Below are 19,782 nucleotides of genomic sequence, written 5' to 3'. Positions count from 1 at the left end.
CATGAAGTATCAGGAGCTGCACGACGAGCTGACCTCGGGCGCCGTCTCCCCGTCGGTGCCGCGCCGGGTCCTCGGCCTGCTGGAGGACATCGCCGCGGGGCGTTCCGCGATCAGGGCGGTGCGCCACCCGCTCGGGTTCGTCTGCCTGCCGGTGGCGCGCGGCGGCGCCTGCGGCGTCTGCCTCCACCTGTGGTCGGCGGACCTGCCGCGCGCGGGGAACACCACCTCGGAGGTCCACTGCCACAGCTGGGACCTGGTGAGCTACGTGCTGTACGGCCAGGTGCGCAACGAACTGGTCGGGGTGACCGACAGCGCGACGGGGGCGACCCACCAGCTCATGCGGGTGGTCAGCGCGGGCGGCGTGGACAACCTCAGCCCCACAGGCCGCACGGTCACCTTCCGCGAGGGCGCCGCCGGGGTGTACCGCGCCGGTGACGTCTACACGATGCCCGCCGGGGTGTTCCACCGCAGCGTGATCCCCGACGGCGTCGACACCGCGACGATCGCGCTGGGCAGCGGGCGTCCGGGCGCGGCGGACCTGTCGCTCGGCCCGCTCGGCACGCGCTCCCACCGCGTGACGCGGGAACGCTGCGACGATGAGGAGACCGCGCGGGCCGCCCGGCTGGCCGCGGACCACCTGGCGCGCACCTAGCGCGGACCTTGGAGGGCTCATGGATCTCGATCACGCTCGCCGGGTGGCGGTGGCGGCCGTGGAGGCCGCGGGAGATCTCCTGAGAGAGCGCGTGCACGGGGCGCTGCGGGTGCGGGCCAAGGAGGGCGGCGACATCGTCACCGACCTGGACGTCGCCGCCGAGAAGCTCCTGCTCGACCGCATCCAGGGCGCCTTCCCCGGCCACCGGGTCGTCGCGGAGGAGTCGGGCGTGTCGGGCGCTCCGGACGGCGAGTGGACGTGGCTGGTGGACCCGCTGGACGGCACGAGCAACGTCGCGCTCGGGCTGCCTCTGTACGTGGTGGGCGTCGCGCTGTGCCACGCCTGCCTGCCCCGGCTCGGCGTCGTCCACGACCCGGTGGCCCGGCAGACCTGGTGGGCGGTCCGCGGGCAGGGGGCGTCGGGGCCGGCGGGCCCGCTGGCGGGCCGCCCCGGCCGCGCCGCCCCGCACGGCCCGGTGCTGGCCTGGACGCAGGGGCACGGCGTGGCCAGGGACGATCCGGCCCTGCGCGAGCTGAAGGCGGCGCTGGACGTGCGCGCGCGGCGCGTGCTGCAACTGTGGGCGCCGCTGCTGGGCTGGGTCATGCTGGCCCGGGGCGACATCGACGCGGTGGTGGGCTACCGGGCCGAGGCGGTGGACCTGCCCGGCGGCCTGCTCATCGCGCAGGAGGCCGGGCTGACCGTGCGCGGCTTCGACGGGACGCCCTTCGACGGGCGCACCGACCTGCCGCCGGAGCGGCGCAGCTTCGTCGCCGCGCGCCCGGCCCTGGTGGACGACCTGCTCGGCCTCGTCACGGACGCCACCGCGCGGGCCCGCGCCTAGAACGGGGACTCAGGCCGTGAGCAGCAGCGCCGCGATCGTGGCGGCGAGCCCGGTCACGGCCAGGGTCAGGCCGGTGAGGACGAACTTCACCATCGGCACCTTCACCCCGCGGCGGCGGCACCACTCGAACCACAGCAGCGTGGCCAGGGACGCCCACGGAGTGATGACGGGACCGACGTTGGTGCCGATGAGCAGCGAGAGAAGCTGGTCGTGGCCGGTCGCCGGGATCACGGCCTCGCCCGCGGCGTAGGCGGGCAGGTTGTTGACGACGTTGGACAGCGCGGCCCCGGCGGCGGCGGCGCGGTAGTCGCCGAGGGCGTCGCCGGTCGACCCGATCAGGGCGCGCATCAGGTCGTTCAGGCCGTACCGGCTGAGGGTGGGCACGACCAGGAAGAGCCCGCTGACGAAGACCAGGAGTTGCCAGGGGAACAGCGACCAGGTGAGCTTGGCGCGGTCGCGCCAGGCGAAGGCCGCGATGACGACCACGGCGGCGACGGCGGCGGCGACGCCGATCTGGACGCCGGCGAGGATGGCAGCGATGAACAGCACGCACGCCGCGGAGGCGACGCCGAACAGCACCGGGTCGCCGGCGGGGGCGGGCGGCGGCGGCGTGTACCGGTCCTCGCCGCGCTCGCCGCGCCGCCAGAAGAAGATCCACAGCAGCAGCATGGTGACGGCGATGGCGGCGGCCTGCGGCGCCCACATGCGGCCGGCGAAGTCGCGCGTGGACAGGCCGACCCGTCCCATGGCGAGCAGGTTGGTCAGGTTGGAGACCGGCAGCAGCAGGCTCGCGGTGTTGGCCAGCCAGATCGTGGTCATGGCCAGGGGCAGCGGGGTGATGCGGGCGCGCGGGGCGAGGGCGAGCATGACCGGCGTCAGCAGCACGGCCGTGGTGTCCAGGTTCAGAAATATCGTGACGAACGACGCGAAGGCCGTGCAAAGCACGAAAAGGGCGGCATAGTTGCCGCGGCCGATGATCGCCAACCGGCCGGCGAGCACGTCGAAGACGTTCGCCTCCTTGGTCAGCTCGGCCAGCACGATCACCGCGGCCAGGAACAGCAGCAAGGGGCCGATGCGCCGGATGTTCGCGGCGGCCTCCGCGCCGGGCAGCAGCCCCGTGGCCACGCAGAGCAGGCCCGCGGCCAGCACGCCGATCCTCACCCAGTCGAGGACCGTCAGCCGCCACTTCACGCCCGCCATGATCGCACACCTCCCAGACGATCAAAATCTCGAAAGCCCCGCCCGCAAAGGAGATAATGACGCCGGTGAACCGGCGCGCCGAGGCGGCTGTCATAGGAACGAGGGCCTTCGGGGACATCGCGCGAGCCGGGCCCACACGGCAGCAGAACACCCACAAAGGCCGCGATCAACGCAGAACCACCGGACGACGACAGGACCGGTCGTGGCGCGGCGACGACAGGGCGACACCGGAGCACGGCAAAGGGCATCACGCGGCGGCCGTACGGCGGAGGGCGTCGTGTGGCGGGCGGCACTCGGGACGGCACGGGGCCGGCGGGCGGCGGCGCGGGGCACGAGAGGTGAGGGACCGGCATGGACCACCGGAACGGCACGCGGACCGACATCTTCGTCAGCTACTCCCCCGCCGACGAAGGCTGGGCGTCCTGGATCGCCTGGCAACTGGAGGCGGCGGGCTACCGCACCATGCTGCAGGCCTGGGACTTCGTGCCGGGCACGAACTTCGTCGACTTCATGGACCGCGGGGTCAGCGAGGCGGGCCTGATCGTCGCGGTCCTGTCCCGCAACTATCTCGGCTCGCGGTTCGGACGGCAGGAATGGCTGACGGCCTTCCGCGCGGACCCGGACAACCCGGGCAACCGGCTGGTGACCATCCGCATCGAGGACTGCCCCCTGGAGGGCCTGCTGTCCACGATCACGTGGGTGGACATGGTCGGCGTCACGGACGCGGCGGAGGCTCGGTCGCTGCTGCTCGGCCGTATCCGCCACACGCTGGCCGGACGCGCCAAGCCGGCCGAGGAACCCGGCTTCCCCGCCGTCCCCGCCCGCACCATTCCCGGCACCGTGGTCCGCGACGCGGGGGTGGCGCGACGGCCGGAGCCGCCGCGGCCGCCCGCCGTCCCCTCCGCGCGCAGGACGCCCGTGACGCCCCCCGCCTTCCCCGGGGAGGCCCCGGCCGCCAGGGAACGCGAGGCGATCACGCTGCTGCACGTCGCGGGCCCCCGCTTCGGGCGCGGCCTGGCCGACGCCGACGAGCCGCTGGGCGCGGGCGAGCTGCAGTCGAGCATCTGGGCGGACCTGACGCGCCTGGCCGACGCCGGCGTCCCCCGCCCCGACCTGCTGCTGGTCACCGGCGACCTCACCGAGTCCGGCAGCGTCCGCGAGTACGGCGAGGCGCTGGCGTTCCTGACCGGCCTGCGCGTCCTGCTGGGGCTGGAGCCGAAGCGTCTGGTGATCGTGCCGGGCCCCCGCGACGTGACCAAGGCCGCGAGCCGCGCCTACTTCGCCACGTGCGAGGCCGACGACGTGGCCCCCCAGCCGCCGTACTGGCCGAAGTGGCGTCATTTCTCCGGCCTGTTCAAGGACGTCTACCAGGGTCTGACGGACCTCGACTTCGACAGCGCCCAGCCGTGGAGCCTGTTCGCCCAGCCCGAGCTGCGGGCGGTCGTGGCGGGGATCAACTCGACCATGGCGATGAGCCACCGCGAGGAGGACGCCTACGGCTGGGTCGGCCAGGCGCAGGCGGCGTGGTTCGCCGAGCGCCTGCGGCCCTTCGAGGAGACGGGCTGGCTGCGTGTGGGGGTGGCCGGCCATCCCCCGGCCGCGCTGCGCGACGCCGCGACGTTCGGCCAGTTGCTGGGCCCGCGCCTGAACCTGCTGCTGCACGGCGGCGGCCCGGACGAGGTCGGCTGGATCGGCGAGGTGCCGTGCCTGCCGTCCCTGGCCCCGGGGCGCCACCAGATCATCGAGGCCGGCCCCGCGGGCCTGCGCCGCTGGGCGCGCGACCGGATCGACGTCCCGCCGCCCCAGGAGCTCTCCTACGACCGCCGGGCGCTGCACGGCGCCTTCCCCCCGGCCACGGCGTCCCGGCCCGCCGCCGACCCCTTGGAGGCCCCTCCGGACGGTAGCGGGCCGGAGCGCGAGGCCGACCCGTCGACCCTGCTGCTCGACATGATCGCCGAGGTGTGCGAGACGCGCAGCGAGCGGGCCCGCATCCGCAAGGTGCCCGGCGACCCGCCGCACCTGCTCGTCACCCTCGCCGAGGACGGCTTCGTCAGCCGGCAGCTCATCGGCGCGCACGCCGGCCCGCCGACCACGGAGGCCGTCACGTCCTTCCTGCGGCACGTCCACGCGGCGGGGCTCGACCACGGCGCCGAGCTGGTGTACCAGGGTCAGGGGCCCGCGCGGCAGGTCCGGGACGACGCGCTGCGCCGGGGCGTTCGCCTGCGCAGCTTCACCGAGTTCCAGGGCCTGCTGGACCTGTCCGACCACGTCGCCGACCAGAGCGCGCGCCTGCGCGACGACCGCCGCTACCCGCCGGAGCTGTACGTCCCGCAGCGGTTCAGGGAGCTGGACCGGGCCTCCGAGGTGCGCGACGACCTGGCCGGCGAGCTGATGCGCCTGCTGGCCGCCGACCACGGCAGGTTCGTGCTGCTGCTCGGCGACTTCGGGCGCGGCAAGACCTTCGCCCTGCGCGAGGTCGCCCGCAGGATCCCCGCCGAGCTGCCCCACCTGACGCCGATCTTCATCGAGCTGCGCGCCCTGGACAAGGCGCACTCGGTGGACGGCCTGGTGGCCGCGCACCTGGCCAACCACGGCGAGGAGCTGATCGACCTCAAGGCGTTCCACTACATGCTGCGCCAGGGCCGCATCGTGCTGCTGTTCGACGGCTTCGACGAGCTGGTCACGCGGGTCACCTACGAGCGCGCCGCCGACCATCTCGACACGCTGCTGCGGGCGGCCGAGGACAAGGCGAAGATCGTGGTGGCGAGCCGCACGCAGCACTTCAAGTCGCACGCCCAGGTGCTGACCGCGCTCGGCGAGCGGGTGGGCACGCTGCCGCACCGCCGGGTGCTCAGCGTCGAGAAGTTCACCACCGCCCAGGTCCGTGCCTACCTGGTCAACCGGTACGGCGGGGACCAGCACGCCGCCGACGAGCGGATGAGCATGATCACCCGCATCTCGGACCTGCTCGGCCTGGCCCAGAACCCGCGCATGCTGAGCTTCATCGCCGACCTTCCCCCCGAGCGGCTGCGCGCCGCGGCGCAGGCCGGCGACACCCTCAGCGCGGCCGGGCTGTACGCCGAGATCCTCGGCCACTGGCTGCGGTTCGAGGAGCACCGCACCCACGTGCCCGGCGCGCCGGGCGGGCTCGGGGTGGACGAGCTGTGGGGGGCGGCGACGACGCTGGCGCTGCGCCTGTGGGAGAGCGGCGAGTCCTACCTGCGGCCGGCCGAGCTGACCGAGGTGGCCGAGACCCTCGGCGAGCTGGCGAACAGCCCCCTTTCCGCCGGTCAGGCCGCCCACGCCGTCGGTACCGGCAGCCTGCTGGTGCGCACCGACGAGGGGTTGTTCGGCTTCATCCACTCCTCGGTGATGGAGTGGCTCGTCGCCCGGCACCTCGCGCTCACCCTGGACGAACGGCTGACGCGGCGGCCGTTCTCGGCGCTGGTCGTCGACTTCCTGTGCGACCTGGCCGACACCGCGCGGCTCCAGGCGTGGGCGGGCGCCACCCTGGCGGACCCGGAGTCGGACGACACCGCGCGCGCCAACGCCATAAAGATCACCACCCGGCTGCGCACCCCGGCCAGGACCGACCTGCGCGGCGCCCGCCTCAGCGGCGAGGACCTGTCCTACCGCCACTTCGCCGGCGTGGACCTCAGCGGAGCCGACCTGACCGACGCGCGGCTGGTCGGCACGAACCTCTCCCGCGCCGTCCTGCGCGACGCCCGCCTCGCCGGCGCCCGGCTCGACGAGGCCGTCCTGGCGGGCGCCGACCTGCGCGGCGCCGACCTCACCCGCGCCCGCCTCTCGCGCACCGACCTGCGCGACGTCGCCGTGGAGGGCGGCCGGTGGAACCGCGCGGCGCTCATCGACGTCACGGCCTCCCCCGCGCTGGCCGCCGACCCCGCGCTGTACGGCGCCGCCATCGCGCCCGGCCACCCGGTGACGCCCGAGCTGGCGCCGCCGCAGGTCGGCGTGCCGTACGGGTACCACTACCAGAGCAGCCGCCTGCCCAGCCCGGTCGCCTACAGCCCGGACGGCGGGCTGATCGCCCTCGGCAGCGAGGACGGCGGCGTGCTCGTCTGCGACAGCGTCACCGGCGCCCCGCTGCGCACGCTGCACGGCCACCGGGGCCGGGTGTACACCGTGGCGTACGGCCCCGGCGTGCTGGTGACCGGCGCGGCGGACGGCACCGTGCGCGTGTGGGACCCGCTCACCGGCGAGGTGCGCCACGTGCGCGCCGGGCACCCGCAAGGGGTCTGGCCGGTCGCGGTGAGCCCGGCGGGCGACCTGGTGGCGGCTGGCGGCGCCGACGGCGTGATGAACGTGTGGTCCGCCCGCACCGGAGCCCACCTCGTCACGCTGCCCGGCCACACCCCGCCGATCTACACCGTGGTCTTCCTGCCCGGCAAGCTCGTGACCGGCGACGCGGCGGGCGTCATCCGCGTCTGGGACCTGGCCACCGGCGGGCTCGCCAGTACCCTGACCGGCCACCGCGGCACGGTGTACCGGCTCGTGCTCAGCCCGGACGGCCGCATGCTGGCCGCCGGGGACGGCGCCGGGGTCGTGCGCGTCTGGGATCCCGTCACCGGCGAGCCGCTGCACGACATGCGCGGCCACACCGGCCGCGTCTACGCCCTGGACTTCCACCCCTCGGGCGAGCTGCTCGCCTCCGGCGACACCACCGGCGCGGTCCGCCTGTGGGACCCCCGCGACGGACGGCCCCTCAGCGCGCTCCAGGGCCACTCCGGGGCCGTCTACCAGGTGCTGTTCAGCCCGGACGGCGCCACGCTCGCCACCGGCGACAGCGACGGCGTCGTGCGCATGTGGGAGCCGGAGACCGGCCGCCAGCGGGCCGAGCTGGCCGGGCACCGCGCGTCGGTGTGGCCGTTCGCCTTCCGCCCGGACGGCCGCCAGCTCGCCACGTCCAGCAACGACGGCACCGCCCGGCTGTGGGACCCGGCGAGCGGCCAGTGCCGGCACACCCTGCGCGGCCACGGCCGCCGCATCGTCGCCGTCCGGTTCAGCGCCGACGGCTCCATGCTCGCCACCTGCGGCAACGACGGCTACGTCCGGCTGTGGGACCCGCGCACGGGCAGGCGGCTGCGCGAGATGACGGGCGCCGCCGACCGGCTCATCTCCGCGATCTTCAGCCCGGCCGGTCCCCTGCTGGCCACCGCCAGCAACGACGGCGGGGTCTACCTGTGGAACCTGACGGCCGGCGGATTCGAGCGCGAGCTGAACGTCGAGACCGACCACGTCTGGGCGGAGGCGTTCAGCCCCGACGGCGAGATCCTCGCCACGGCCAACGACGACGACAGCGTCCGGCTCTGGTACCGCACCTCCGGGCGGCAGGTCGGCAGCCTCGCCGACCACCGCGGCCGCGTCCGCTCGATCGCCTTCAGCCCCGACGGCGCCACCGTCGCCACCGGCTGCGACGACCGTCTGGTCCGGCTGTGGGACACCGGCTCCGGCATGCGCCTGGCCACCCTGGAGGGCCACTCCGACCGCGTGTACACCGTGCGGTTCGACCCGTCGGGCCGCCTGCTGGGCAGCGCGAGCAACGACGGCACGGCCAGGATCTGGCGGCTCGGCCCCGACGGCGCCTGGTCGGCCGACCTGCTGCACACGCTCAAGCGGCACACCGGCCGCCTGTGGACGCTGGACTTCAGCCCCGACGGCGCCATGATCGCCACCGCCGGGGACGACCTGGTCGTCCGGCTGTGGGACACCGCCTCGGGCGACCACCTGCACACGCTCGTGGGACACACGCGGCGGGTCTGGTCGGTGGCGTTCAGCCCCTCGGGCGACCAGCTCGCCAGCGCGGGGGACGACGGCGTGGTGATCCTCTGGGACCTCACCGGCGAGGCGCCCGTCCAGCGGGCCACGCTGCTCGGCCTGCCCGAGGGGTGGGCGGCGTTCAGCCCCGACGGCCGGTACAAGACCGAGGGGGACGTGGCCGGGCAGTTCTGGTTCGTGATCGGCATGTGCCGGTTCGACCCGGGCGAGCTGGACCCCTACCTGCCCGGCGTGCGGCAGATCGCCCTCGACGCGCCCTTCTGAAGCGGTGCCGAGCCGGTTGTGAGCCGGTTGTGAGCCGGCTCTGAGGGTCAGGCGTCGCGGCGGGCCAGCAGCTCCGTCCACACCTCGGCCACGCGGGCGTCCAGCTCGCCGAGGCCGGCCTCGTTCACCACGACGATGTCGGCGATCTTCAGACGGTCCTCCCTGGAGGCCTGGGCCCTGATCCGGGCCAGGGCGTCCTCGCGGGTCATGCCGCGCCGGGCGGTCAGCCGGTCGAGGCGGACCTCGTCGGCCGCGTCGACCACGATGACCACGTCGTAGGTGGGGGCCAGGCCGTTCTCGGCGAGCAGCGGCACGTCGTACACCACGACCGCGCCGTCCGGGGCCCGCCGCTGGAGCTCGGCCATGCGCTCGCCCACCCGGGGATGCACGATGGCGTTGAGGCGGGCGAGCTCGCCGGGGTCGGAGAAGACGACCCGGCCGAGCCGCTCGCGGTCCAGAGTGCCGTCCTCGCGCAGCACGCCGGGGCCGAACGCCGCGACGACCTCGGCCAGGCCGCCGGTGCCCGGCTCGACGACCTCGCGGGCGATCCGGTCGGCGTCGATCACCACCGCGCCGTGCCCGGCGAGGCGCCGGGACACCTCGCTCTTCCCGGATCCGATCCCGCCCGTCAGCCCGACCTTCAGCACGCTTGGAAGGGTAGCGGACGGCCTCAGGGAGCGGCCGGGGCGGGCTTGCGCATGTGGACGAGCGTCAGGTGCTCGTGGACGCGCTCGCGCCGGGTCTCGCGGTACCCGAGGCGGCGGTACAGCCGCAGGTTGCCCTCCGAGAGGTGGCCGGTGAACAGGCCGAACGCCGCAGCGCGCGTGCCGAGCTCGCTCTCGATCGCCGCGAGCAGGGCGGTGCCGAGGCCGCGTCCCTGGTGGTCGGGGGCCACCACCAGCCGTCCGATGACGGCCGTGCGGTCGGCCATCTGGCCGCGCACCGCGCCGACGATCCGGCCGCCGCCGAGCGCCTTCAGCACCGTGCCGCCGCCGATCGCGGCGCGCATCTGCTCCAGCGACTCGACGAGCGGGGGGATGAAGGGGTCTCCGTAGAGCTGGGCCTCGGTCACGTAGGCGGCGCGCTGGAGGGTGAGGATCTCTCCGGCGTCCTCGGGCGAAGCCCGTTCGATCCGCGTCACCGCACCACTGTAGGGCGGCCGGGCCACCGCGGCACGCGGGCCCGGACGCGAAGAGGGCCCCGCCGGATGGCGGGGCCCTCTGTCGTCGTGCTGTCCTCGTGCTCAGAGCCTCAGCTCTGGCCGCCCGCGAGCTTCTCGCGGAGCGCGGCCAGGGCCTCGTCCGAGGCCAGGGCGCCCGCGGCCGGGGACGTGCCGCCCCCGCCCTGCTGGGCGGCCGACTCGCCCGAGTAGCCGGTCGCGCCGGCGGCCTGGGCCTCTTCCTGACGGGCCTTCTCCACCTGCGACTTGTGGGCCTCGAAGCGGGTCTGGGCCTCGGCGTACTGCCGCTCCCACTCCTCGCGCTGCTTCTCGAAGCCCTCGAGCCACTCGCCGGTCTCGGGGTCGAAACCGTCGGGGTAGATGTAGTTGCCCTGCTCGTCGTAGGTCGCCGCCATGCCGTACAGCGTGGGGTCGAACTCGACGTCGGCGCCGATCGCGCCCTCGTTGGCCTGCTTCAGCGACAGCGAGATGCGACGGCGGTCGAGGTCGATGTCGATGATCTTGACGAAGATCTCGTCGCCGACCTGGACGACCTGCTCCGGGATCTCCACGTGGCGCTCGGCCAGCTCGGAGATGTGGACCAGGCCCTCGATGCCCTCCTCGACCCGGACGAACGCGCCGAACGGCACCAGCTTGGTGACCCGGCCGGGAACGACCTGGCCGATCTGGTGCGTGCGGGCGAACTGCTGCCAGGGGTCCTCCTGGGTCGCCTTGAGCGACAGCGAGACCCGCTCGCGCTCCATGTCGACGTCCAGCACCTCGACCGTGACCTCCTGGCCGACCTCGACGACCTCGGAGGGGTGGTCGATGTGCTTCCAGGACAGCTCGGAGACGTGGACCAGACCGTCCACACCGCCGAGGTCGACGAAGGCGCCGAAGTTGACGATCGAGGAGACGACGCCCTTGCGGACCTGACCCTTCTGCAGGGTGTTGAGGAAGGTCTGGCGGACCTCGGACTGGGTCTGCTCCAGCCAGGCGCGGCGGGACAGGACCACGTTGTTGCGGTTCTTGTCCAGCTCTATGATCTTCGCCTCGAGCTCGCGGCCGACGTACGGCTGCAGGTCGCGGACGCGGCGCATCTCGACCAGCGAGGCGGGCAGGAAGCCGCGCAGGCCGATGTCGAGGATGAGACCGCCCTTGACGACCTCGATGACCGTGCCGGTGACGATGCCGTCCTCGTCCTTGATCTTCTCGATCGTGCCCCAGGCGCGCTCGTACTGGGCGCGCTTCTTGGACAGGATGAGGCGGCCTTCCTTGTCCTCCTTCTGAAGGACAAGCGCCTCAACGTGCTCCCCGACCTCGACGACCTCGGCCGGGTCGACATCGTGCTTGATCGAGAGCTCACGCGAGGGGATGACGCCCTCGGTCTTGTAGCCGATGTCGAGCAAGACCTCGTCTCGATCGACCTTGACGACGGTGCCTTCGACGATGTCGCCGTCGTTGAAGTACTTGATGGTCTCGTCGATCGCGGCGAGGAAGGCCTCCTCGGAACCGATGTCGTTGACCGCTACCTGCGGGGTGTTCGAGGTGGCCTCGGTGCTGCTCGTCATGTGTGGAATTGCTCCGAACGCGGACAGATGTCGATGTGGCGGACGCGCGGCAGGCCCTCTTGCTTCGCTCAAGCCGAAGATGGGTTGATGACCCGAGGTCGACATGACCGATCGCGAGCCCGCTCCGTCCGAGGCACGCGAGCCCACAACGCAGCGATCAGCATATGAGAGTACGCGGGCGTGGTCAATCCGGCGTCCACCCGCACAACCCCGTCACCGGCTAATAGACGATCATCGCCTCGCGGAGCTTTGCCTGGATCTTACCCTGAAATCGACGGGGCATGGAGACGCGTGTGGGGTCGCCGTCGGAGGTATACCGCCTGTCCGGGTGCTTGTCGAGCCATCCGAGCCAGTACTCGGAGCACCATCGGCGGCATTCCCCTTTTTTACCGTTCGACTGGATTCTTGGGATGTTATACGGATCGAACGCCTTCGCGTACGGCGAAATCGACGGTTCCGACCCGGCCATGAACACCGCGTGGTAGGCGTAGGAGGTCCCGTCCCACTTCCCCTTGCGCGCGGCCGACCTCTTCTTCGGCCGGCTGCCGTAGGGCAGGGCGAAGGTGTACGACGGCGGCGCGCCGAGCGAGGTCACCAGCCGCTCGCCGCGCACGATCGCCTCGCTCACCTTCTTGGTGCGCAGCCGCCACAGGTCGGGGTGGGAGTAGGTGTGGTTGGCCACCTCGAAGCCGTGCTCCACCAGCCAGCGCACGGCCTGCGCCTGCCGCTCGCGGTCGCGCAGGCCGAAGGGGTACTTGTTGATCCAGAACGTGGCCACGGGGCGGAAGCCGGGGTACCTGGCCGCGACGTCGTAGAGCACCCCGACCACCGTGTCCGGCTTCGGGGCGCCGTCCGGACCGAGGGCGAAGTGCGAGGGATGCCCGTCGTCGAAGGACAGCACGACCGGGTGGGCGCCGGCCGGGACGTCGATCGCGCCGGAGGCGTACTGGGCGGCGGTGATCGGCACGTACCCGCCCTTGGCCAGCCGCTCCAGCTCGCGGCGCAGCTGGCTCGGGGTGCGGTCGATCGAGGCGATCGGCTTGGGCAGGATGCGGTGGTACATCAGCACCGGCACCATGCCGAGCTCGTTGGCCCGGACCCGGCGGGCGGACTCGGCCGAGGCGCGCTGCGGCTCGCGGCTGGGCGTCGCGGTGGGCGAGGGCTGGGGAGACGGCGCGGCGACCTGTCCCGTGGTCGGCTCGTCGTCACCGCCCAGGGGGTAGACGAGCAGCACGACCGCTGCGACGATCATGACACCGACGTTGACGATGCCGATGAGAGGCGTCAGGCCGGGCGTGCTCCGCACAGGTTCGCTCCAAGGTCGGCGGGGGGTCGTCTTTCTCCCTGGGAGACCCTTTTCGGCCTCGTCCGCGGCCAGCGTACACGTCTGTCCTGTGCCGATATTCGATTGTGAACCCGGGCGGGCGCGTCCCCGGGAAGGGACGCGCAGGTGAAGCCGCGGATAAGCAGATCGCGGCCCGGGGACCCTCCGTGTGTGTCCTTCGGCGGCGCCCTTCGGTCAGTGCTCGATCTCGCGGTGCCCGGTCTTCCGGCGCTCGATCGGCGCCGTCAGTGGCCGGCGTCCTGCCAGGTGCGGCCGACGCCGACCGAGACGTCCAGCGGGACGCGCAGCTCGTAGGCGGCGCACATCTGGCCGACCACCAGCTCGCGCAGCGCCTCGAGCTCGCCGGGGGCGACCTCGAAGACCAGTTCGTCGTGGACCTGCAGCAGCATGCGCGACCGCAGGCCGCCCTCGGACAGCGCCCGGTGGACGTGGAGCATGGCGACCTTGATGATGTCGGCGGCCGAGCCCTGGATCGGGGCGTTGAGCGCCATGCGCTCGGCCATCTCGCGCCGCTGGCGGTTGTCGCTGGTCAGGTCGGGGAGGTAGCGGCGGCGGCCGAGGATGGTCTCGGTGTAGCCGTCGTGGCGGGCCTGGGCGACGATCGCCTCCAGGTAGTCGCGGACGCCGCCGAACTCCTCGAAGTACTCGTTCTTGAGCGCGCGGGCCTCGGCGACCGGGATGTTGAGCTGGCCGGAGAGCCCGAAGTCGGACAACCCGTAGGCCAGGCCGTAGTTCATGGCCTTGATGCGGGCGCGCAGCTCGCCGCTCACCTCCTGCGGCGGGATGTCGAACACGCGCGAGGCCGTGGCCTGGTGGAAGTCGTGCCCGGACTCGAAGGCGGCGATCAGGGCCTCGTCGCCGGACAGGTGGGCCATGATGCGCAGCTCGATCTGGCTGTAGTCGGCCGTGAGCAGGCTCTCGAACCCCTCCCCCACGATGAAGCCCTCGCGGATGCGCCGCCCCTCCGCCGTGCGGATCGGGATGTTCTGCAGGTTGGGCTTCTCCGACGACAGCCGGCCGGTCGCCGCGATGATCTGGTTGTAGGTGGTGTGGATGCGCCCGTCGTCGGCGACCTCCTTGATCAGGCCCTCGACGGTGACGCGCAGCTTGGTCTGGTCGCGGTGGCGCAGCAGGATGGTGGGCAGCTCGTTGTCGGTCTGGGTGGCGAGCTGGGCCAGGGCATCTTGATCGGTGGTGTAGCCGGTCTTGATGCGCTTGGTCTTCGGCAGGCCGAGCTTGACGAAGAGGATCTCCTGGAGCTGCTTGGGGGAGCCGAGGTTGAACTGCTCGCCCACCACCCGGTGGGCCTCCTCGACGGCCTGCTTGACCGCGGCGCCGAACTCGGCCTCCAGGCCGGTGAAGTACTCGCGGTCGGCGGCGATGCCCGCGCGCTCCAGCTCGGCGAGCACGCGCACCAGCGGCAGCTCGACCTCGCGCATGAGCCGGATGCCGCCCCGGGGCTCCAGGTGGGCCTCCAGGGCCTCGGCCAGCTCCTGGACGGCCTGGGCGCGGACGGCCAGCTCCTGTCCCGCGTCGTCCTCGGGATCGTCGAAGAGGGCGGCCTGGCCGCCGGTGTCGGCCTCGGCGCGCAGCTCGCGGTGCAGGTAGCGCAGCACCAGGTCGTCCAAGGGGAAGGAACGCTGCCCCGGCATGGCCAGGTAGGCGGCGAGCGCGGTGTCGCAGGTCAGGCCGCGCAGGTCCAGCCCCTGCGCCCACAGGGCCAGCAGGGGGCCCTTGGCGTCGTGCAGGGCCTTGGGCGCGTCCTCGTCGGCCAGCCATCCGCCGAGCGCGGCCTCGTCCTCCGGGGTGAGGGCGGTGAGGCCGAGGTAGGCGGCCCGGCGGCGGCCCTCGGCGTCGGCGGGGGCGGCGATCGCCAGGTGGTCCAGCCGGCCGGTGCCGCTGCCGTAGACCCCCTTGACGGCCAGCCCGGCCCGGCCCCGCGGCATCGCGGCGAGCCAGCCGGCGACCTGGCCGGAGCCGAGGGTGACGACCTCGACGTCGAAGCCCTCCTCCGCCTCGGGCTCGGCGGTGCCGATGCTCTGGTAGAGGCGGTCGCGCAGGACGCGGAACTGCAGGGTGTCGAAGAGCTTGTGGATCTCGTCGCGGTCCCACTGGCCCATCTTGAGCTCGGCGACGTCCGCGTCCAGGGGGACGTCACGCCGCAGCTCGGTGAGCTGGCGGTTGTGGATGACCTGGCCGAGGTGCTCGCGGAGCTTGTCGCCGACCTTGCCCTTGACCTCGTCGACCCGGTCGACCAGCTCGGTGAGCGAGCCGAACTCCCTGACCCACTTGGCCGCGGTCTTCTCGCCCACGCTCGGGATGCTCGGCAGGTTGTCGCTCGGGTCGCCGCGCAGGGCCGCGAAGTCGGGGTACTGCCGGGGGGTCAGGCCGTACTTCTCCACCACGGCGTCGGGGTCGAAGCGGGTCATGTCGCTGATGCCGCGGCGGGTCATGAGCAGCGTGACCCGCTCGTCGACGAGCTGGAGGGCGTCGCGGTCGCCGGTGACGATGAGCACGTTCATGTCGCGCTCGGAGGCGCGGTGCGCCAGCGTGGCGATCAGGTCGTCGGCCTCGAAGCCGGCCAGCGACAGGTACGGGAGGCGCAGCGCGTCGAGCACCTCGAAGATGAGACTGACCTGGCCGCGGAAATCGTCGGGCGTCTCCTGGCGGTTGGCCTTGTAGTCGGCGTACGACTCGTGCCGGAAGGTGGGCTCCGACCGGTCGAAGCACACCACGACGTGCGTCGGCTTCTCATCGCGCAGGACGTTGATGAGCATCGAGGTGAAGCCGTACACCGCCTCGGTGTGCTGCCCCTCGGTCGTCATGAGATTGGCGTCCTTGAGCGCGTAGAACGCCCGGTACGCCAGCGAGTGCCCGTCCAGCAGGAGCAGGCAGGGACGGGTGGGGGTCGCTTCCTTCTTCGGCACACCCGCAGCCTAGTCTCCATGTACGACAGAACACCCCTCGATGTGCCACTGGAGGGTCTCCCTTGACCACGATGAATACCGATGATCTGGCCCGGCTCGCGGCCCTGAACGGCGGCGAGCACTCCGGCACCCTGGTCGAGCGCATGGGCATCGAGTTCCTGGAGGTCGCGGCCGAGCGGGTCGTGGCGCGCATGCCGGTCGAGGGCAACACCCAGCCGTACGGCCTGCTGCACGGGGGCGCGTCCTGCGTCCTGGCCGAGACGATCGGCTCCACCGGGGCGGCCCTGCACGCCGGTCCCGGCAGGATCGCCGTGGGCATCGAGATCAACGCGACCCACCACCGCTCCGCGCGCTCCGGTCACGTGACGGGTGTGGCGAAGCTGCTGCACGGCGGCCGCAGCCTGGCGACCTACGACATCTCGATCACCGATGACGAGGGCCGCCTGGTGTGCACGTCCCGGCTTACGTGCATGCTTCGTGACGCCCCGTGAGATTTGCCCTCTATCTGGGCACGATTTGCCACTCTCTTTGCACGCGGGCGTCCGGTCTCGCTAGCGTGGTGACACCAGAGCCCGTGGGTGATCGAGTAGACAACGTGTGCGGCCGGGGAAGCCCTACATGGCCCCAAAGATCACCCGCGGGCTCCTCGCGCCGCGGCGGCCGGGTCAGGCCCCGGAGGGCCTGGTGGCCGTCTCCTCCGCCGGGCCTTCGCCGTCCGCCGGGCCTTCGTCATCGGAGTGCGTCGGGTCCAGCACCCTCCTGAGGAAGGCGCGCGTGCGCGCGTGCCGCGGGTCGCCGATCACCTGCTCCGGCGGGCCCTCCTCGACGATCACGCCGCCGTCCATGAAGACCACGCGGTCGGCCACCTCGCGCGCGAAGCTCATCTCGTGGGTGACCACCAGCATCGTCATGCCGTCCTGGGCGAGCTTGCGCATCACCGACAGCACGTCGCCGACCAGCTCGGGGTCCAGGGCGGAGGTCGGCTCGTCGAAGAGCATCAGGTCGGGGTCCATGGCCAGGGCCCTGGCGATGGCCACCCGCTGCTGCTGGCCGCCGGAGAGCTGGGGAGGGTAGGAGTCCCACTTGGCGCCGACGCCGACCTTGTCGAGGTTCTCGCGGGCGACGCGCTCGGCCTCCTGCCTGCCGCGCCCGAGCACCCGCCGCTGGGCGATCATGACGTTCTGCAGGACCGTCATGTGCGGGAAGAGGTTGAACGACTGGAACACCATGCCGAGCCTGCGCCGGGCGGCGTCGATGTCGACGTCGGGGTCGGTCAGCTCGACGCCGCCGACCACGACCCTGCCCTTGGTCGGCTCTTCGAGCAGGTTCACGCAGCGCAGCAGCGTCGACTTGCCCGAGCCTGACGGGCCGATGACGCAGACCACCTGGCCCTGGTCGACGGTGAAGTCGACACCCTTCAGGACCTCCAGAGGGCCGAACGACTTGTGCAGGTCCTTGATCTCGACCGCGTGGGCCACCGGGTCACCGTCCCTTCGCCTGACGCTTTTCCAGACGCCCCGCCAGGTAGCCGAGCGGGATCGTCACCATCAGATATGTCAGGCCCACGACCATGATGGGCGTGGCGTTGGCCGTGGTGGAGGCGAGGTCGTTGCCGAACTTGGTCAGCTCGACGTACTCGCCGCTCACACCGAGGAACAGCACCAGCGAGGAGTCCTTGAGCAGCGCGACGAACTGGTTGGTCGTCGGCGGGATCACGATGCGCAGCGCCTGCGGGATCACGACGGAGACCATGGCCCGCGCGTGCGACATGCCGAGCGAGCGCGCCGCCTCCATCTGGCCCTTCGGCACGGCCTGCAGGCCGGCGCGCAGCGTCTCGGCCATGTAGGCCGCGCTGACCACCGTCAGGCCGAGGACGCCCTGGCCGTAGGTGCCGCCCGGCACCTCGAAGCCCGGCAGGGCCAGTGGCAGGAACAGGATGAGCAGGAAGATCAGCAGCGCGGGCAGGCCGCGGAAGATCTCGATGTAGACGGTGGCGATCCAGCGGTAGGGCCGCACGGAGGACAGCCGCATGAGGGCGAGCAGCAGGCCGCCCAGCGAGCCGAAGACGAAGCCGCCGACCGTGTAGATGATGGTGTTCTTGAGCGCGACCGTGAACAGGTCCGGCAGGGTCTGCTCCGCCACGTCCAGCTTGGCGAAGTTCTGGGCCAGCCCCTGCCAGTTGGTGAGGAGGGCGAGCGCGACGAGCGCGGCGACCAGCACCGCGTACTGGACGCCGCGGCTGACGCGCTGCCTCTTGCGCGGGCTCATCCGCACCTTGCCGGGCGCGGGGCCGGCGGGCCCCGCCGCCGTGGACTGGTCGGTCATGGATCAGGAGGTTCCGAGCTCGCCGGGCTTCTTACCGAACCACTTGACGTAGATCTGCTCGTAGGTGCCGTCGGACTTCGCCTTGGCGATCTCCTCGTTGATCACCTTGGCCAGGGCGTCGTTGCCGAGCTTCATGCCGACGCCGTACTGCTCCCCGGTGTCCAGGCTCGCGACCAGCTCGAACTTGTCGGCGATCTCGGGCTTCTTCAGCCAGGTGAGCACGACGGGCAGGTCCTGGACGATGACGTCGGCCTGGCCGGACTGCAGACCGAGCAGTTCCTTCGGCGAGTCGGCGTACTCGGTCGGGTTGAAGCCCTTTCCCTTGACGTAGTCCAGGCCGGTGGTGGAGGCCTGCGCGCCGAGCTTGAGTCCCTTGGCCTTCACGTCGTCGAGCGACTTCACCCCGGTGCCCTTCTTGGCCAGCAGGGCCTGCGTGGCGTCGAAGTAGGGCTCGGAGAAGAGCATGTTCTTCTTGCGCTCGTCGGTGATGGTCATGCCCGCCGCTGCCACGTCGCACTTGCCGGCGTTCAGGGCCGCACCGCTCTTGATCACCGCGAAGTCGATGTCCACGATGTCCTGCTTCACGCCGAGCTTCTTGGCGGCGAGGTTGACGATGTCGACGTCGAAGCCGACGACATCGGCGCCCTGCTTGAACTGGAAGGGCTCGTACGGCAGGTTGGTGCAGGTCGTGAGCTTTCCAGGCTTGATGAGCTTGATCCCGCCGGCCTGCGCCGTGGCGCTCGACCCGCCCGTGCTCGCGCTCGTGTCGGAGCCCGACCCGCCCCCACAGGCGGAGAGAAGACATGCGGCGCCCACGGCGACCGCCCCGATTGTGGCGAAACGGTGACGCCTGGACCAAAAGACCACTACGTCCTCCTCTGTAGCCGTGTGTCGGAGTCAAGTTAACTTACCGTAACCCTGGCCATGGTCCCGCACCTGGTCACCAGGGGTATTACCGGAATGAAACGATCGCACAACACCTGGTGTCCCAACCGGTGGGAGCGCCCCGGCGACTCTCCGCGTCGCGTCAAGAGCCGCCCCGTCCGCTGAGACCGCCGCCCCGGACGCCACCACGGGACTCCGGCGCGGGAACCGGGAACGCCACCCGCCCGCGACGGCGACTCGGCGGCTTCGTCGCGCACGGTCCACGATCCTCCACGGACCGCTTTCTCGCCGGCGCGCGGACGTCGCGGAGCATCACTGTCAAGGGCCAATCACCATTCCAATTGTGAATTCAAGGGACCGGACTCGCCGCCGAATTCAAATGCATGCCGGATAAGCGGCGCGCCGGGTATTGACGAGAGCCGATCACGGAGTAATCATCTGGTGAGACCCGGCAGGCGTCCGGGAATCGCACGCCTTCATCCCTGACCCAGGAGTTCTATTGGCGTGCGTTCCGGGCGCGCGAACGAAAGGGCATCATCATGAAGGTCATCGACCGAATCAGCGACGGCCTGCTGTCGCTCGTCGCGCCGAGGAGGGTCGCACAGGCCGGCGGCTGCGTCCAATGCGCCGGCGCGCACTACAACCAGCAGATCTGCATGACCACCCTGCCGCCCTTCCCGCAGACGTACTGCTACTGGACCGAGTGCGGCTCCTGCTGAGCCTGTGAGACACCAGTAGGTCACCGGCGGGGACGGCCGGTCACGCCGGCGACCGTTCGTTCCTGCCCGGCACCATGTCCGCGAAAGAGGATCCC

At 71.9% G+C, this 19,782-nt stretch carries 14 protein-coding genes; 5 read left to right on the top strand and 9 right to left on the bottom strand.

The annotated features are described in order from the left end of the window. The first annotated feature begins 1 nt into the window (after position 1). Positions 2 to 652, top strand: a complete 651-nt coding sequence (locus tag BJ981_RS25565) for a hypothetical protein (RefSeq protein ID WP_184614486.1) — start codon at positions 2 to 4, stop codon at positions 650 to 652. A 19-nt stretch (positions 653 to 671) separates the two neighbouring features. After that, a complete protein-coding gene (locus BJ981_RS25560) occupies positions 672 to 1,493 on the top strand; it encodes an inositol monophosphatase family protein (RefSeq protein ID WP_184614484.1) in 822 nt (273 codons plus the stop codon). Positions 1,494 to 1,502: 9 nt separating this feature from the next. On the opposite strand, the gene BJ981_RS25555 is transcribed toward BJ981_RS25560, so the two are convergent. After that, the gene (locus BJ981_RS25555) at positions 1,503 to 2,693 is read right to left on the bottom strand and encodes an ArsB/NhaD family transporter (protein WP_184614483.1); all 1,191 of its coding nucleotides are present in this window, start codon (positions 2,691 to 2,693) and stop codon (positions 1,503 to 1,505) included. A 351-nt stretch (positions 2,694 to 3,044) separates the two neighbouring features. On the opposite strand from BJ981_RS25555, the gene BJ981_RS39375 reads away from it, so the two are divergent. Beyond that, on the top strand, positions 3,045 to 8,756 hold the full coding sequence (locus BJ981_RS39375) for a WD40 domain-containing protein (RefSeq protein WP_184614481.1): 5,712 nt from the start codon (positions 3,045 to 3,047) through the stop codon (positions 8,754 to 8,756). Between the two features lie 47 nt (positions 8,757 to 8,803). On the opposite strand, the gene coaE is transcribed toward BJ981_RS39375, so the two are convergent. From coaE to polA, 5 genes are all read right to left on the bottom strand, one after another. Next, positions 8,804 to 9,403 carry a dephospho-CoA kinase gene (coaE, locus tag BJ981_RS25545; protein WP_184614479.1) on the bottom strand — a complete coding sequence of 200 codons (600 nt, stop codon included), beginning with the start codon at positions 9,401 to 9,403 and terminating at the stop codon, positions 8,804 to 8,806. 23 nt (positions 9,404 to 9,426) lie between these two features. Next, positions 9,427 to 9,897, bottom strand: a complete 471-nt coding sequence (locus BJ981_RS25540) for a GNAT family N-acetyltransferase (RefSeq protein ID WP_184614477.1) — start codon at positions 9,895 to 9,897, stop codon at positions 9,427 to 9,429. A 110-nt stretch (positions 9,898 to 10,007) separates the two neighbouring features. Beyond that, complete coding sequence (gene rpsA / locus BJ981_RS25535; protein ID WP_184614475.1) at positions 10,008 to 11,486, bottom strand: 30S ribosomal protein S1; 1,479 nt, start codon at positions 11,484 to 11,486, stop codon at positions 10,008 to 10,010. A gap of 220 nt (positions 11,487 to 11,706) precedes the next feature. Further along, entirely contained in the window at positions 11,707 to 12,738 is a 1,032-nt protein-coding gene (locus BJ981_RS25530; protein WP_184614474.1) for a polysaccharide deacetylase family protein, read from the bottom strand. A gap of 317 nt (positions 12,739 to 13,055) precedes the next feature. Next, positions 13,056 to 15,758, bottom strand: coding sequence for a DNA polymerase I (polA, locus tag BJ981_RS25525; RefSeq protein WP_184614472.1), 2,703 nt, complete (start codon positions 15,756 to 15,758; stop codon positions 13,056 to 13,058). Between the two features lie 71 nt (positions 15,759 to 15,829). Between polA and BJ981_RS25520 the strand changes: the two genes are divergently transcribed. Then, a complete protein-coding gene (locus tag BJ981_RS25520; protein ID WP_184614470.1) occupies positions 15,830 to 16,249 on the top strand; it encodes a PaaI family thioesterase in 420 nt (139 codons plus the stop codon). Positions 16,250 to 16,423: 174 nt separating this feature from the next. Here the strand turns inward: BJ981_RS25520 and BJ981_RS25515 are convergent, their stop codons facing one another. From BJ981_RS25515 to BJ981_RS25505, 3 genes are read right to left on the bottom strand one after another with little or no spacing between them, the layout of a single operon-like run. Continuing rightward, complete coding sequence (locus tag BJ981_RS25515; protein ID WP_184614468.1) at positions 16,424 to 17,236, bottom strand: amino acid ABC transporter ATP-binding protein; 813 nt, start codon at positions 17,234 to 17,236, stop codon at positions 16,424 to 16,426. A gap of 4 nt (positions 17,237 to 17,240) precedes the next feature. Next, a complete protein-coding gene (locus tag BJ981_RS25510; RefSeq protein ID WP_184614466.1) occupies positions 17,241 to 18,083 on the bottom strand; it encodes an amino acid ABC transporter permease in 843 nt (280 codons plus the stop codon). Positions 18,084 to 18,086: 3 nt separating this feature from the next. Then, the gene (locus BJ981_RS25505; RefSeq protein ID WP_239139627.1) at positions 18,087 to 18,899 is read right to left on the bottom strand and encodes an ABC transporter substrate-binding protein; all 813 of its coding nucleotides are present in this window, start codon (positions 18,897 to 18,899) and stop codon (positions 18,087 to 18,089) included. A gap of 608 nt (positions 18,900 to 19,507) precedes the next feature. Between BJ981_RS25505 and BJ981_RS25500 the strand changes: the two genes are divergently transcribed. Next, a complete protein-coding gene (locus BJ981_RS25500; RefSeq protein WP_184614461.1) occupies positions 19,508 to 19,687 on the top strand; it encodes a hypothetical protein in 180 nt (59 codons plus the stop codon). Positions 19,688 to 19,782: the final 95 nt, after the last annotated feature.

This window comes from Sphaerisporangium krabiense, assembly GCF_014200435.1.
GTDB lineage: Bacteria > Actinomycetota > Actinomycetes > Streptosporangiales > Streptosporangiaceae > Sphaerisporangium > Sphaerisporangium krabiense.
The sequence above is the reverse complement of the archived record's forward strand: the minus strand, read 5'-3'. Positions and strand labels throughout refer to the sequence as shown.

Coding starts and splice junctions, on each gene's coding strand:
- BJ981_RS25520 (WP_184614470.1), top strand. CDS start 15,830: ATGAATACCGATGATCTGGCCCGGCTCGCGGCCCTGAACGGCGGCGAG.
- BJ981_RS39375 (WP_184614481.1), top strand. CDS start 3,045: ATGGACCACCGGAACGGCACGCGGACCGACATCTTCGTCAGCTACTCC.
- BJ981_RS25510 (WP_184614466.1), bottom strand. CDS start 18,083: ATGACCGACCAGTCCACGGCGGCGGGGCCCGCCGGCCCCGCGCCCGGC.
- BJ981_RS25530 (WP_184614474.1), bottom strand. CDS start 12,738: ATGATCGTCGCAGCGGTCGTGCTGCTCGTCTACCCCCTGGGCGGTGAC.
- rpsA (WP_184614475.1), bottom strand. CDS start 11,486: ATGACGAGCAGCACCGAGGCCACCTCGAACACCCCGCAGGTAGCGGTC.
- BJ981_RS25555 (WP_184614483.1), bottom strand. CDS start 2,693: ATGGCGGGCGTGAAGTGGCGGCTGACGGTCCTCGACTGGGTGAGGATC.
- BJ981_RS25500 (WP_184614461.1), top strand. CDS start 19,508: ATGAAGGTCATCGACCGAATCAGCGACGGCCTGCTGTCGCTCGTCGCG.
- BJ981_RS25560 (WP_184614484.1), top strand. CDS start 672: ATGGATCTCGATCACGCTCGCCGGGTGGCGGTGGCGGCCGTGGAGGCC.
- BJ981_RS25565 (WP_184614486.1), top strand. CDS start 2: ATGAAGTATCAGGAGCTGCACGACGAGCTGACCTCGGGCGCCGTCTCC.